The sequence below is a fragment of the Brevundimonas sp. GW822-FHT03E11 genome, assembly GCF_058801445.1.
The window spans coordinates 86,927-100,300 of record NZ_JBXANG010000001.1 but is presented as its reverse complement, the minus strand read 5'-3'; the positions used below and the strand labels follow the sequence as shown (position 1 = coordinate 100,300).

14 protein-coding genes and 3 tRNA genes are annotated in these 13,374 nt (G+C 66.0%); 11 read left to right on the top strand and 6 right to left on the bottom strand.

Translation table 11 applies throughout. The annotated features are described in order from the left end of the window. Window positions 1-45: 45 nt before the first annotated feature. From AC1RKE_RS00515 to trhO, 9 genes are all read left to right on the top strand, one after another. Window positions 46-483 carry a hypothetical protein gene (locus AC1RKE_RS00515; protein WP_054765950.1) on the top strand — a complete coding sequence of 146 codons (438 nt, stop codon included), beginning with the start codon at window positions 46-48 and terminating at the stop codon, window positions 481-483. A gap of 39 nt (window positions 484-522) precedes the next feature. Next, window positions 523-2,334, top strand: a complete 1,812-nt coding sequence (gene recJ / locus AC1RKE_RS00510) for a single-stranded-DNA-specific exonuclease RecJ (RefSeq protein WP_348683710.1) — start codon at window positions 523-525, stop codon at window positions 2,332-2,334. Window positions 2,335-2,429: 95 nt separating this feature from the next. Then, window positions 2,430-2,504 (top strand) — tRNA-Glu (locus AC1RKE_RS00505). A 251-nt stretch (window positions 2,505-2,755) separates the two neighbouring features. Next, complete coding sequence (locus AC1RKE_RS00500) at window positions 2,756-3,280, top strand: cold-shock protein (RefSeq protein WP_183217423.1); 525 nt, start codon at window positions 2,756-2,758, stop codon at window positions 3,278-3,280. Between the two features lie 19 nt (window positions 3,281-3,299). After that, on the top strand, window positions 3,300-3,779 hold the full coding sequence (locus tag AC1RKE_RS00495; RefSeq protein ID WP_183217292.1) for a DUF192 domain-containing protein: 480 nt from the start codon (window positions 3,300-3,302) through the stop codon (window positions 3,777-3,779). Window positions 3,780-3,825: 46 nt separating this feature from the next. Further along, window positions 3,826-3,902 (top strand) — tRNA-Pro (locus AC1RKE_RS00490). Between the two features lie 78 nt (window positions 3,903-3,980). Then, window positions 3,981-4,286: an ETC complex I subunit gene (locus AC1RKE_RS00485; protein WP_054765943.1), complete on the top strand. Its 306-nt coding sequence runs from the start codon at window positions 3,981-3,983 to the stop codon at window positions 4,284-4,286. 17 nt (window positions 4,287-4,303) lie between these two features. Then, a tRNA-Arg gene (locus AC1RKE_RS00480) sits at window positions 4,304-4,380 on the top strand. A 31-nt stretch (window positions 4,381-4,411) separates the two neighbouring features. Then, a complete protein-coding gene (gene trhO / locus AC1RKE_RS00475) occupies window positions 4,412-5,371 on the top strand; it encodes an oxygen-dependent tRNA uridine(34) hydroxylase TrhO (protein WP_348683700.1) in 960 nt (319 codons plus the stop codon). Between the two features lie 225 nt (window positions 5,372-5,596). On the opposite strand, the gene AC1RKE_RS00470 is transcribed toward trhO, so the two are convergent. The 3 genes from AC1RKE_RS00470 to AC1RKE_RS00460 form a co-directional block, all read right to left on the bottom strand. Continuing rightward, a complete protein-coding gene (locus AC1RKE_RS00470; protein WP_348683702.1) occupies window positions 5,597-6,103 on the bottom strand; it encodes a M13-type metalloendopeptidase in 507 nt (168 codons plus the stop codon). 248 nt (window positions 6,104-6,351) lie between these two features. Then, complete coding sequence (locus tag AC1RKE_RS00465; protein ID WP_182713122.1) at window positions 6,352-6,810, bottom strand: hypothetical protein; 459 nt, start codon at window positions 6,808-6,810, stop codon at window positions 6,352-6,354. Between the two features lie 114 nt (window positions 6,811-6,924). Next, complete coding sequence (locus AC1RKE_RS00460) at window positions 6,925-7,368, bottom strand: VOC family protein (protein ID WP_348683703.1); 444 nt, start codon at window positions 7,366-7,368, stop codon at window positions 6,925-6,927. Between the two features lie 83 nt (window positions 7,369-7,451). On the opposite strand from AC1RKE_RS00460, the gene AC1RKE_RS00455 reads away from it, so the two are divergent. Further along, window positions 7,452-8,354, top strand: coding sequence for a LysR family transcriptional regulator (locus AC1RKE_RS00455; protein ID WP_348683704.1), 903 nt, complete (start codon window positions 7,452-7,454; stop codon window positions 8,352-8,354). A gap of 54 nt (window positions 8,355-8,408) precedes the next feature. Here the strand turns inward: AC1RKE_RS00455 and cml are convergent, their stop codons facing one another. The 3 genes from cml to AC1RKE_RS00440 form a co-directional block, all read right to left on the bottom strand. Continuing rightward, the gene (gene cml / locus AC1RKE_RS00450) at window positions 8,409-9,590 is read right to left on the bottom strand and encodes a CmlA/FloR family chloramphenicol efflux MFS transporter (RefSeq protein ID WP_395942317.1); all 1,182 of its coding nucleotides are present in this window, start codon (window positions 9,588-9,590) and stop codon (window positions 8,409-8,411) included. Window positions 9,591-9,984: 394 nt separating this feature from the next. Beyond that, on the bottom strand, window positions 9,985-11,370 hold the full coding sequence (locus AC1RKE_RS00445; RefSeq protein ID WP_395942319.1) for a sensor histidine kinase: 1,386 nt from the start codon (window positions 11,368-11,370) through the stop codon (window positions 9,985-9,987). Continuing rightward, window positions 11,367-12,029, bottom strand: a complete 663-nt coding sequence (locus AC1RKE_RS00440) for a response regulator (protein WP_054765938.1) — start codon at window positions 12,027-12,029, stop codon at window positions 11,367-11,369. Before AC1RKE_RS00440 ends, AC1RKE_RS00445 begins: the two co-directional genes overlap by 4 nt. 53 nt (window positions 12,030-12,082) lie before the next feature. Here AC1RKE_RS00440 and AC1RKE_RS00435 point away from each other — a divergent pair, with 53 nt between their 5' ends. Beyond that, window positions 12,083-13,174, top strand: a complete 1,092-nt coding sequence (locus AC1RKE_RS00435) for an ABC transporter substrate-binding protein (protein ID WP_054765937.1) — start codon at window positions 12,083-12,085, stop codon at window positions 13,172-13,174. Window positions 13,175-13,374 lie beyond the last annotated feature (200 nt).

Sequence of the window (13,374 nt, the reverse complement as noted above, 5' to 3'; positions counted from 1 at the left end):
CGAAATGAACGCGCACTTATCTAAAATGAAGCCGGCGGGCCGAAAATGAGGCGAGCCGCCTCCGTCGTTTGTCTGACGGGTCTCATCGCAGCCTCGGGCGGTTGTGCGCGGTCGCTGGGTCTGGACACCGATCCCGCCTCGCCGATCGCGCCGCGCGTCCAGGCTCTGGTCGACGCCAATCGAGACTATCCGCGCTGGCGTGATTTCCCCGCCGCCCCGACCGATCTGCCGCAGGTCGCTGAGGTCGGGCGATCAATCGATCGGCTCCAGGCCGAGGGCTCGACCCTTGCGCAGGAGGCGGCGCGAATCGAATGGACGATGACCGACGCCGAGGCTGAAGCCGCGGCTGTCCGCGCCCAGGTTGGGGCCGTTCCCGTATCGCCCGACGCGGCCCGCACCCAGGCGGATATCGAGGCCTTCGCTCAGGAACTGAGAGATCGCGCCAAGGCGCCGCCGCCGGTCGATCGCCGACCGATCCCATGAGGCGGTCGCCGGGGCGGAGAATCCCCGGATGATGCGATGATGGCGGACGACGGCGGCTTCAAGATCGACAGCGGTTTCCTGGGCGTGTCCCAGTCCCTGTCCGGGCGGGCTTGGCGGCAACGCCCGGCGGACCCGGCCCTGATTCGCGCCCATCGTCAGGGCCTAGGTCTCGAGGAGCCGGTAGCGCGGGCGCTGGCGGCGCGCGGCGTGGGCGCCGATCAGGGAGCGGATTTTCTGACCCCGACCCTGCGGGCGCTTTTCCCCGATCCGTCCAGCTTCATGGATATGGACAGGGCGGCCGAGGCGATCGTCGATGCATTGCTGGCCAAGGCTCGGGTGCATGTCTTCGCCGACTATGATGTGGACGGCGCGTCGAGCGCGGCCTTGCTGGTGCGCTGGTTCCGGGCCATGGGCGCCGACCTGCCTCTGTACGTCCCTGATCGCTTGACCGAAGGCTACGGCCCGTCGGCGCGCGCCTTCGACACGCTGAAGGCGGCCGGGGCCGATCTGGTCGTCACGGTGGACTGCGGCGCCGCCGCGAACGAAGCCCTGGCCCATGCCGCCGCCATCGACCTGAAGGTCGTGGTGATCGACCACCATCTGATGCGGTCGGAGCCGCCGCAGGCCCTGGCGGTGGTCAATCCCAATCGACCCGGCTGCAACTCAGGTCAGGGCAATCTGGCCGCGGCCGGGGTGGTCTTTGTGCTGTTGGCCGCCTTGAACCGCGAGGCGCGGCGGCGAGGCCTGTTCGCCGACCGGCCTGAGCCCGACCTGCGCCAGTGGTTGGACCTCGCCGCCCTGGGGGCCATCTGCGACGTCACCGGCCTGACGGGGTTCAACCGCGCCCTGACCAGCCTGGGTCTTAAGGTCATGAGCGACTGGAGAAATCCCGGTCTGCGCGCGCTTCTGGCCGCTGCGGGCGCGGAACAGGGCGCGGCCAAGAGCCATCACGCCGGCTTTATCCTGGGGCCGCGCATCAATGCAGGTGGTCGGATCGGGCGCGCGGACCTGGGGGCTCGGTTGTTGTCGACGGATGATCCGGCCGAGGCCCAGCAATTGGCGCAGGAGCTGGACGCCCTGAACCTGTCTCGGCGCGACGTCGAGCGCGCTGTAACCGACGCCGCCGTGCGCAAGGTGGAGGCGAGCGGGGCGCACGTCGATGACACGCCCGTGATCGTGGTCGCCGGCGAAGACTGGCATCCCGGCGTGGTCGGCATTGTGGCGGGGCGTCTGAGGGAACGCTGGCGCAAGCCCGTGATCGTCGTTGGATTGGACCCGGTGACGGGAGTGGGCAAGGGGTCGGGCCGGTCCCAGCCCGGCATGAACCTGGGCCGGGCGGTCCAGGCGGCTTGGGAAGCAGGGCTGCTGCTGGCCGGGGGCGGCCACGCCATGGCGGCCGGGTTGACGGTCGAGGGCGGCCGACTGGCCGAACTGACCGCCTTTCTGGCGGAGCGGCTGTCCGGCGAACGAGAAGACGCCGTGGCGATGGATGTGCTGGAGATCGACGCCCTGATTGATCCGGCCGCCGCTCGCCGCGATCTGTTCGATTCGTTCGAACGTCTGGCGCCGTTCGGTCCGGCCAATCCCGAACCCGTCTTCGCCCTGGCCGGGGTCCAGGCCCGGGAGGCGGTGCAGATGAGCGGCGGTCATGTGCGCTGTCGTCTGGTCGGTCCTGACGGGGCGTCCGTCCGCGCGGTGGCCTGGCGTTGCGCCGATCTGCCGATCGGCCGGGCCCTGCTGTCGGGCCAGGGGGGGCTGAATGTCGTCGGTCGTCTGAAGGCGGACGACTGGAACGGCCGGCGCGGCGTTCAGTTCGAGATCGAGGACGTGGCCGATCCCCGTCGCATATGACGGTCGCCGCTTCGAGACCAGGCTGCTGAAAAACTCGAAATCCGCGCTTGCACCCTTTTGAGGGCGCGGCTATATCGCCGGCTCTCCCGCGCAGCGGTCCCTTCGTCTATCGGTTAGGACGTCAGGTTTTCAACCTGAAAAGAGGGGTTCGATTCCCCTAGGGACTGCCACGCGGTGAAGCTGAGGGCCTGGCCGCCTGCCGCCTCACCTATAGAAATCCTCGCCAATTCAATCGTTGAGCGGTGCGCCGGATTGGTGTCGTTTGTGCGACACAACCGAGGCGTTTCTGCTAACCTCGCTCAACATTCCCACCCCCTGCGGCCAGATTCCGCTTTCCAAAGATTCGCGGAACAGTGTTAAACGGAATCCAAGGGTCCGTAGAGGAGCGGACGGGGGTATTAGGTTGACTGATTACCACGGGATGGAAACGGCGGAGACCGTTCGTGTCGTCGGTCGCGTCAAATGGTTCGATCCGACGAAGGGCTATGGCTTCATCGTTCCGGACGATCCGACTTTGACCGATCTGCGGGACGTGCTGCTGCACATCAGCAGTCTGAGAGACAAGGGGCGCGACCATGCGGAAGAGGGCGCGCCCATCGTTTGCGACTGCGTGCGGCGCGCCAAGGGATGGCAGGCCGTCCAGGTTCACGAACTGGGCGTCGGCGACGTCGGGGCGGTGGCGAGACGGCTCGGGACCGAGGCCGACAAGCCGGCGCCGGCGCTTGACCCCGGTGCGACGCTGGAGCCCGCGGTGGTCAAATGGTTCAATCGCACCAAGGGCTACGGATTCGTGGTGCGTGATCGCGAACCCGGCGATATCTTCGTCCATATAGAGACACTGCGCCGTTGCGGGCTGGACGATCTGGTTCCCGGCGACGTGGTTCAGGTGCGGTTCGCCAGCGGCCCCAAGGGGCTGGTGGTGGCGGAAATCAGAACGGGCGGCTGAAGGCCGCCCCGGAGGGCGGATGGTCGATCTGGTGCGACGTGTGTTTTCAGCCGGCTTGATGGCGCTGGCGCTGGCTGGGTGCGCCGCCAAGGCGCCGGTGGGCGTCAACGGCGAGCCGATGCAGCGGCTGGCGGTCGTCACCGCCTCGGGCGAACACGCCTTCTGGGTTGAGATCGCGGACGATGAGCCCGAACGGCAGCGCGGGCTGATGTTCCGTCCCCCGTTGGCGGACGATCAGGGCATGCTGTTCCAATGGCCGGGAGAGCCGCCGCGCGAACAGAGCTTCTGGATGCGCAACACCCCCAGTTCGCTGGACATTCTCTATATAGATCCGAAAGGGCGAATCGTCTCCATCGCCTCGCACGCCACGCCCTTTTCCGAGACGCCGATCCCCTCGAACGGCGCCGCCAACGGGGTTCTGGAACTGCGCGCGGGGCGGGCCTCCGAGATCGGCGCCAAGCCCGGCGACAAGGTTTTGCACCCTTATTTCAAGCCATGATTTGCGGATTGCGCGCTGAAGTGCCAATAGAGCGCTCCGTTCGGTCCGGGGTGTAGCGCAGCCTGGTAGCGCATCTGGTTTGGGACCAGAGGGTCGGAGGTTCGAATCCTCTCGCCCCGACCATGGAACGGCCGCTGGATTCCGTGTCCGGCGCGCGTTATGGCAGGTCCACAGGACCTGCCGATCACTAGGGATTTCGCCATGCTCGCCCGCATCTACCGCCCGGCCAAGACCGCTATGCAGTCCGGCAAGGCCAAGAGCCGCGACTGGCGCCTGGAGTTCGAACCGGCCTCGGCCCGCACGATCGACCCGCTGATGGGCTGGACGGGCAGCTCCGACATGAACGGCCAGGTGCGCCTGACCTTCGATTCGAAGGAAGAGGCCGTCGCCTATGCCGAACGTCACGGCATTCCGTTCCGGCTGCACGAGCCGCACGAGGCGCCGACGATCATCAAGGCCTATGCCGACAACTTCGCAACCAATCGCAAACAGCCCTGGACGCACTGACGTCGGGCGTTTGCCGAGCGCCCTTAGCTCAACCGGATAGAGCACCCGCCTTCTAAGCGGACGGTTGTAGGTTCGAGTCCTACAGGGCGCGCCATTCTCCGGCGGCGGCGATCAGAGCTTTCTCGATGACAGACCCCGCTTTCGCCTCTCCTCAGACTCGAGTCGCCGCCCTGTATCGGTTTGCGCCGATAGGGGAGAGCAAGCTTGTCCTGGTGCGGGATCGGCTTCAGGCGGTCTGCGACGCGTACGGCGTCAAGGGCACGCTTCTGGTCGCGACCGAGGGGCTGAATGGCACGATCGCCGGGCCGGAGGCGGGGATTGAGGCGGTGTTGGGTGAGATCCGCGCCTTGCCGGGGTTCGCCGATCTGGACGTCAAATACGCCTGGACGGGGGAGGCGCCCTTCCTCCGGATGAAGGTCCGCATCAAACGCGAGATCGTGACCATGGGTCAGCCCGATCTCGACCCCGCGCGCCAGGCGGGGGTCTATGTGGCGCCTCAGGACTGGAACGCCCTGATCGCTGATCCGACCACCTTGGTCATCGACACCCGCAATGACTATGAGGGCGAGATCGGCGCTTTCGAGGGGGCGGTGCAGCCGAACACCCGCAGCTTCCGCGACTTTCCCGACTGGTTCCGCACGGAAGGCCGGGCGCTGCTGGACGAACGCAAGCCGCAGCGGGTCGCGATGTACTGCACCGGCGGCATTCGTTGCGAAAAGTCGACCGCCTTTCTGAAAGCGGAAGGGGTGGAGAACGTCCACCATCTGGAAGGCGGCGTCCTGCGCTATCTGGAAGAGGTCGATCCCGCCGACAGCCTGTGGCGGGGCGACTGTTTCGTTTTTGACGAGCGGGTGTCAGTCGGACATGGTCTGGTCCGGGGCGAGCACACGCTTTGCCGGGGCTGCCGCATGCCTGTGGACGCGGCGGGGCGGGCCTCGCCCCATTTCATCGAAGGCGTCTGTTGCGACCGTTGCAGGGACACGCGCGACGACGCCCAGAGGCTGCGCTATGCGGAGCGGCAAAGACAGATCGAGCTGGCCCGAAGGCGAGGGCAGGTGCATCTGGGGCGAACGGATCCGGCCTGACGGGGCGCCGGCGGAAGCAGTGTCCGCTTTGTAGGTTAAATAAATAAAAACAATGTCATAAGCCACAATCTTGAATTGTTCCCACGTCTGTACCCACCTTTCGGATTGCCTCTGGATGAGTTCTAATCAGCCGGGGTCAGGCTGGATGACGCGGCGTGACTCAAAGGCGACGTTGGGCGCATACGCTTTTCGCAAGCGCCGAGTTCTGATCGTGAATCCGAGGCGCTACCAAACCACCATTCTTTCGTCTGGTGGTCGATCCAGAGCCGCGTCCGGCCCGACATGGAATGCGGCGTACCAGGCGTCGAGATTGCGGACGACGCCGTTGACGCGGTAACGCGCCGGCGAGTGGTAGCTGTTCTGAGACTGACGCCTCAGGGCGTCTTCAGTTGTCTGTGTGCGCCAGAACTGCGCCCATCCCAGAAAGAAGCGCTGCTCTGCGGCGAAGCCGTCCAACCGGGCGTTCATGTCCATCCCGGTCTCCGCCGCATGCAGCCGGAGCGCATCAAGCGCCAGGGTCACCCCGACCAAATCTGCGAGGTTCTCGCCGAGAGATCGGCGCCCGTCCAGGTGAACGCCGGGTAGAGGTTCATAGCTATCGTATTGAGAGACCAGCCGTTCGGCCTTGGCGTCGAATGCGGCGCGACTGGTCGGCGACCGCCTTACCGCGAGTGCGAGGCAACCCCATACGACGATTTGGCTTACGCTCTTCTCTGGCTCAGTAGACCGCACACCCAGTAATGATGGCGACTAAAAGGACGAGTCAGCCATGCGGAGCGCTATCGGTTGGCAGAGTTCTACAAGCTGCAACATGCGCTCCAGACGCATTTTTCAGGGGACCGTCACGACGCTGAACATCGTCGAGGGGGCATAAGACTGCCGAGTTTTTCGCTTCTTGCGCGCGCGTCGCTGGGGCTTGCCTGACACGACAGGACCCGCCTTCTCGAGCTTGGCGGCCAGCGACGACTTGCTCGACGCGCCTAAGGAAGAAGCGTCAGCCCTGGAAACGTCAAGGTTCCCGAGGCGACGCAACTCACCCCAGACCCCGTGAAGCTGACGGTCGAAGTCGGATTGTCGAAGATTCCGGGCGACATGGAGGACATGCAGGTGGATCCTCCTGACACACTCCAGTTCAGGATCACCTGGCTGTTAATCCCCGACGGCAGGGTGGACGGCGTGGGGGCGACCAGACTTCCAAACCCATTCAGGGTCACCAGGAAGCAGTTCGGTCCCGTCAGGGTTGACGTGCCCAACCACGGCGCACCGCTCTGCATTCGCCAGCTCGATCGCACCGAGCAGGTGACCGGTCCTATGAAGGTTTGGAAGGTGACGGTCCCGGTCGCCGGCCCCGTCACCCCGGGGGGCGGCAGATAGAAGGTGCCTGCTTGAGCCTGTTCCGCCGAAACAAGGCTGATCATGGAGGCGGCGGCGGCCGCCATGAGCGTAGTTCTCAGCATCGATACCTCCTCTACACGCGCTGATTGACTACCTACAATTTCGTAAATAGCGCGAGAGTCAATCCGATGCTGAGGCGCGCCTCGCTGCCGCTCGGCTTAATGTCCTTCGGCGCCCTGACGGCCCGTGAACCGAATCTGCTGTCCGAAGGATAGCTCCAGCGTATTTCCGTCTGGGTCGCTGATGTAGGTCCAGTAGCCGACCGGAGGCGGGCTTTGAACGGGCGGAGACCGCAGGACGCCCCTGCGCCTGGCGAGGTCCGCGAGACGGTCCACTTCGCCCTGATCCCGGCACGCCAGTCCAATGTGCCCAAAGGGACCGAGCGGCGTGTCGTCGAGCTGGTTTGATTCGACCAGCACGACCGTGAACGCGGTGTGGGGATCGGCCAGCCAGGCGACGCGGCTGATACGGCCCTCCGCAGGGCGTTCATGCACCAGCCGCAAGCCGGCGAAGGTTTCATAGAACTCACGACTGCGGTCCATCTCACGGACGACCAGGGCGATGTGGCTCAGGCCGCGGTCAAAGGTGGGTGTATCGGACATCGGGCGCTCCCTTGGTGATCGCGCCGACCTTCGTTTATTCGCATTCCGTATGGAAATGGGTGTTTGGTATAACGATCATGCGAATGACTAATGAACTCGCCGGCATTGATCTCAACCTGCTCGTGGTGCTGGACGCTTTGCTTTCTGAGCGCCATGTGACCCGTGCAGCGCTGAGGCTGAACAAGACCCAGCCCGCCGTAAGCCAGGCTCTGGCGCGTCTTCGGGCTCTGCTTGATGATCCGATCCTGGTTCGCAGAGCGGGGAGGCTGGAGCCGACCGCGCGCGCACGGGCGTTGGCCGCGCCCCTTGGCGAGGCCCTCGCCGTGCTCGGAGGGCTTTTGCGGGACGAGGTCTTCAGCCCGCAGACCCTTAGGCGGGCGTTCCGGGTCTCGATGTCCGACTACGCCGCCGAGGTTCTATTGCCGGGGCTGGTCAGGCGCCTTGTTCAAACGGCGCCGGGTGCGGCCTTGCGGCTCGTGTCCCTGGGCCGCGAGGCCGCCCTCGGGGCGGTTCGGTCCGGCGAGATCGATCTGGCGATCGGCGTCTATCCGGGCGTGCGGGACGAGGGCTTGCGCGGTTCGGATCTCTTCATTGATCAATTCGCCTGTCTTGCCGACGAGGCGGCGGGCCTGCCGGCGACCTTGGAGGACTATCTGTCCCGACCTCATGTGGCGGTGGCGGCGTCGCCGGACGACAGGGGCGAGGTGGACGCCGCCTTGAAAGCCTTGGGCCACGCTCGTCGGGTGATCTTCACCCTGCCGCACTGGTCCGTCGCCCCTCGGATCGTGCGAGGCACAAGCCTGGTCTTGACGGCGGCGCGCCGAAGCCTTGAGGCGCGGCTGGACAAGGGTTTGGTCCTCGGCGCGCCGCCGATCGACCTCGCCCATATTGCGCTCGTCCAGGTCTGGCATGACCGGCGGGACCATGATCACGGTCTGCGTTGGCTCAGAAACGAGATCGAGACGGAAGCGCAGGCGACGCCCTGAGTTGGCGACGTTGAGCTGCAGCCGCCTGTTCGATCCGTGATGATCTCTTGGGTTTCAGGATTTCCGTGATGCGTTGAGACCCAGTAGCACGAGGGTTGGCAGTGTCAGCGTGTAGGCGGCCAGAGGCCAAACTGTGCTGCCGTTGAATAGGATCACGGCCAGGGTCCCAACGAGGCTTACGATCAGGCTCTGGCCCGCAAAGTAGAGCGCGACGGCCAGGCCCGCCTGATCGCCGAAGGCTTCGAGGGCGCCATTCGCCGAGACGGACACGGTCAGGACGATCCCCACCGCCATGATCCAAGACGGGAGGATGACGCTCCCTATGGAGGGCTCGCCGAAGGCGGCGCTCGCGCCGAAACACAGGGCGCTTGCGAGCAGCAGGCCCATGCCCCTCTGAACGGCCCCCGCCACCCCCCATCGGTCCAAGCAAGGGCGAACGGCATGGGATGCGACGATCATGACGAAAGCCGTGCTGGCGAAGGCGAGGCTGAACTCAAGCCCCGAAAGTCCCACCCTTTCGACAAGAATGCGTGGCGCCGTCGAGAGGTAGACGAAGAAGGACCCCATCGCGGCTCCAAACGCCAAGGTGTAGATTTGGAAGGTCCGACTGCGGAGAATGGGGACCGGGCGTGGGCGAGAGGCTTCGCCCAAAGGGCGCGTTTCCGTCCACCGCCAAAGCGCGTGCATCAGCGGCGGAAGCGTCAAAGCGGCCAAGAACCAGAAGATCGCCCGCCAGCTCAACTGCGCTGAAACGAGCGCCCCGAGCACGGGTCCGAACGCGGGCACAAAGGCCAACATCGCGCTGAACAGGCCATAGATCCGGACACTCTCCGGCTTGTCGCCGTACACGTCACGGACCGTCGCGAAGGTCGCCACCAGCATCGCCGCGGCGCCCATCGCCTGAGCAAGCCGAAGGACGACGAACGCCCAGCCTGACGCCGCCATCGCCAACAGGCCCGAAGTCACCGCGAACGTGAGCGCGCCGGACAGAAGCACAGGCCGCCGACCGAACCGGTCTGAGAGCGGGCCGAAGATGACTTGCCCGAGGCCGAGGCCGAGGAGGTAGACGCTGAGCGTGAGCTGGATGACGGGTGGATCGGCCTGCAAAGCGGCCGGCATGGCCGGCGTCACGGGCAGATAGATGTCCATCGCCAGCGAGGCGAGCAGGTCAAAGGGCGCCATCAGCAGGATGGCGGTCGGAAGGGCGTGGGCCCAAATGGGCCGGTTGTCGGACATGAGGGATCGCTTCGCGTCAAATGCTGGATTTGACGGCGATCAGCCGGGTGGAGGTCAGCAGATCGCCGCAACAACGGGTTCGTCGTTGCGGCCTATTCGTCCGAGGCCTTCGTGCCACCCATCTCAGGCGCCTCCCGCGTCTTCTTGGTCAGGCTTTGTCTGGACCTAGACAAAGCAAAGGTCCAGCGACCGAAGCCGCGCAGGGCTGTGGCGGCCGACGGGCGCTATCCGACAAAACCGAAAGCCCTCTGGTGGGGCTTGGCGAGAGGGTCTTCGGCGCAGCCGCCTTAAACCGCACATCGATCGAAGCCGCCTTCAGCCGCCGTCGGTGCGAACGGCGCTCCCGATCCGGTGGCGCGCGTCCACCTTCAGAACGGCTTGTCGTTTCGACGACTCATTCTTCCGCACTGGGTTGGAAAGTCAGTCGCCCGACGAGGCCGCTTCGCCCGCCGCTGCGGTTGGATAAACCGAACTGCCCGCCTTGGGCCTCCGCCAAGGTGCGAACGATGGCGAGGCCGAGGCCGGAACCGGACGCCTGGGAGGGCGCGGCGCGGAAGAATCGGTCTGTAAGGCGGGGAAGGGCGGCCTCATCGACGCCGGGGCCGTGATCCCAGACGCAGACCGCGCCCGTTGTTCGCACATGCACGAAGACGGGCGGCGCGCCGTGGTGGAAGGCGTTGTCGATAAGATTGAGGATCTGTTCAGCGATGAGGTCCTCGGCGCCCAGAACGACCACGGCCTCTGCCGGAAGACGAAGGCGTAGAGCGCCGTTCGGGGCGGACCGGCGCGCCTTAGCCATTTGAAAGGCGCGCCGCGCCGCCCGGCCCAGGTCGGCAGACGACTTGATCCGGGCGCCGTCAGCCCGGGCCGTGGAAAGCAACTGGCCGACGAGCCGGGTCATGCCGGCGACCGCCTCGCGGGAGTCGTCGATCAGACGCCTCTCCCGCGCGGTCCAGGTCCTGGGCGCGCCCGCCAGCAGATCGAGATTGGCCGCCACGACCGAAAGCGGGGTGCGCAACTGGTGCGAGGCGTCGGTTGCGAAGCGCTGAACCCCCGACGTCGAGGCCTCGAGCCGCGCCAGGAGATGGTTGAAGGCGGTCAGCACCGGCTGGAACTCGCGGGGCGCCAGGTCGATGTCGGCGGGTGCGAAGTCGGCATGGGGACCGGGGCGGCGCGTCAGGTCGTCGATCAGCCGCTTGAGCGAGTTGAGGCCCCACTTCAAGGCCGGCCAGATCAGAAGCGCGGCCAACAGCACGAGCAGGGTGGGTGGCAGCAGCAGGCTGCGATATAGATCCAACAGGCTGGCGCGTCGCGAGTCCAGGCTCTGAGCCACCGACACGATGACGGGGGCGGGTCTTCCTGGGATCGTCAGGGTTTGCTGGGCCATGCGAACCGGCACGCCGCGCACGGACAGGTCGGCGAAGACCGGAGCATCCGACGAGGCGTCGGGCAGGCGCGGCAACTCCTCATAGCCTGTGATCAGTCGGTCGCCCTCGCGAACACTGTAGAAGACGGCGTCCCGCTCGGGACCGTCGAGCAGGCCCAGAGTCCAGGGCGCGACATCGACAGTCACCTTGCCGTCGGCGACCGAGACCGTTTCCCGGATGGTCTGCAGCGCCCCCGCCAGGAGGCGGTCGGCCGTCTCCGCCACCACGCGGTGGGCCGTCCAAGCCCCGACCGCCAGCACCACGACGGCGAACAGGGCCAGGGGCGCGACCTGGGCGATCAGCAGACGTGTCACCAGACTGTGGGGGCGGCGCGAGCCGGGCGCCTCGCTCATGGATCGAGACGATAGCCGCGACCGCGGATATTGGTCACGGCGGGGCCGTCAGGCTGCAACTGGCGCCTCAGCCGACCGACATGGATCTCCAGGGCGTTGAGCGAGGGAGCCTCATCCTGCGGAAAGACTTCGGCCGCCAACAACTCCCGATCCACCACCTGGCCAGCGCGCGAGGCCAGAACGCGCAGGGCCGCCCATTCGCGCGGACGGAGCGACAGCTCCCGGTCATTGACCTGGGCCCGGCCGGCGTCCCAGTCGCAGACCAGTGAGCCGACGATCGCGGCGCCCGCCGCCCGACCCTGGCGTCGACGCACGATCGCTCTCAATCGGGCGATCAGTTCCGAAGGGGCGAAGGGTTTGACGAGATAGTCATCAGCGCCGAAATCCAGTCCCGCCACCCGGTCGCCCAGGGCGTCGCGCGCGGTCAGCATGAGGACGGGCGTCTGCGATCCCCGCCGTCTGAAGGCCTTCAGGACCTCGAAACCGTCGATGTCGGGAAGGCCGATGTCCAACACGGCGGCGTCGAACCGCTCCGTCGCTTCCAGATGAAGGGCTTGGTCCCCGCTGTCGGTGGAGCGGAGTTCGAAACCGACCGCCAGAAGGCTGGCCTCGAGCGAATGCTGAAGCGCCTTGTCATCCTCGACGACCAGTATTCTCATGGCGATGCGAAGGAGCGGATCATGAGCGGTACAATAGCGGGAAACCCGCCCCGGTGAAGACGGACCGCCGACATCTGCTTCTCGGACTCGCGGGGGCGGGGGTTTCGGCCTGCGCGGGCGAGCCGGACGGGGTCGCGACGGCGCCCCGCGTCCGATGGCTGGCCAGGCGCGAGGGCGGGCTGCACATCCTCACGAACACCAGCCTGATGGGGCCTGTGCTGGCGGCGTTTCAACGGCGCTGGCCCGAGATCGCGGTGCGGCTCGAGGACATCAACTCGACCCTGATCGCGAACCGAGTCCAGTCCCGCGCCGCCTCCGGACTGGAGGGGCCGGATCTGGTCTGGAGCACGGCGATGGACGTGCAGGTCAAGCTGATCAATGACGGCTACGCCCAAGTTTATCGATCGCCGCATCGGGCGGCCATGCCGGACGGCTCGGTCTGGCGAGACCAGGCGTTCGGTGTGACGGCCGAGCCCGTCGTCTTCGCCTATAATCGCAGGCGGTTGCCGTCGGAGATCGTGCCGCGCAGCCACGCCCAACTGCTCGAACGGCTGTCTACCGACGCGGACCGGTTTTTCCGCCGGGTCACCCTGTATGACGCCGAACGCAGCGGGGTGGCGCTTCTGCAACTGTCGGCCGACATCCAGATCTATCCCGACGCTTGGGCCCTGATGACTGCCCTGGGGTCTACTCATCCGCGTGCCGATACGTCCGGCCAAAGGATGATGGGCCAACTGGCTGAGGGCCGCATGGCCTTCGCCTACAATATGAACCAGTCTTACGGGGCGTCGTGGGTCGCCCGGGCGCCCGATATCGGCCTGGTTACGCCAGAGGACTATCATCTGTCCGTCTCGCGCGTGGCCTTCATACCCCGCAACGCGGCCCACCCCAACGCCGCCCGGCTTTTTCTGGATTTTCTTTTATCGCGTGAAGGGCAGAGGATCATCGCCGGCCTGGGGGTCCGCCCGGCTCGCGACGACATTCTTACCGAGCGTCGCACCTCTATCCCCGGCGCTCGGCCGGTCCGTGTGGGACCGGCCTTGCTCGCCAATCTTGATCAGGCGCGTCGCGAGGGGCTTCTGCAGCGTTGGCGGGCCGCCATGCAGGCGGCGGAACGGGCGCCGGACGACCCTAGGGCGCCCTAAGGCTTTCCTGTGGATAAGTCTCTTTCTTCTGAAGGCGGTGTTTCTGTCACCTCGCTTTCACCGATCCTGCGGTGACCGATAGTCGCTCGGCGACAAACGACTGACGCGCTTCAAAAGCGGCATGTAATTGCATGAATGTGAAAATAGAAGCATTAGCCTTGCGAGGCGTGCCGATTTGACAGGCATTCGTTGGTCGATCT